Origin of the sequence: Brachyspira sp. SAP_772, assembly GCF_009755885.1 — a bacterium.
Classification (GTDB): domain Bacteria; phylum Spirochaetota; class Brachyspiria; order Brachyspirales; family Brachyspiraceae; genus Brachyspira.
In genome coordinates, this window is the sequence record NZ_VYIX01000280.1 from 1 (window position 1) to 602 (window position 602).

Genomic DNA, 602 nt, shown 5'->3' on the forward strand with positions numbered 1-602 from the left:
CATAATAAAAAATCTCCAAAATATTGTTTAAAATACAAAAATATATATGAAAATATTTTTTTATTGTAGAATAACTCCGATATAATATATAAGTATATACAAAAAATCATATTAATCTATGATTATGAAAAATATAATAATAAATTTAAATAATTTTTATTATACTAATATATAATTAATATAAAAAAGAGTAATGTTTATGGCTGAAAATAAAAATGTTAAAATATTTCATTCTATAAGAGGTGTCTCTMAAAACTTCGGAGAAATACCAAAAGTTGATTTAGAAATTGACTTAGATAATGAATATAATATATACAAATATAAAGATGATAATATTATAAAAAAACTTAAAAATATAATAATATCAAAATTGGAAGAAGCAAATATCACAAAGCAAGATAAAATTATACTTTATGCAATAGCACCAAAYAGCATACTAGTRTCTATAGCATATATATTAGAAAAATATAAATATAATTTTGATTTTCTGCCGAAACCAAAAGATTCACTTGTATGGGGATATAGAGATATTGATATTGCTGACCCGGAATTAACAAATTTTATAGAAAGCAAATCAACACAATTGAGAATATCAAATATAA

The 602-nt window shown here is 19.5% G+C and carries 1 pseudogene; it reads left to right on the forward strand.

Annotation, left to right across the window (positions count from 1 at the left end):
* Positions 1-199: 199 nt before the first annotated feature.
* Positions 200-602 (forward strand): annotated as a pseudogene (locus tag GQX97_RS14025) (hypothetical protein); the annotation flags it as partial.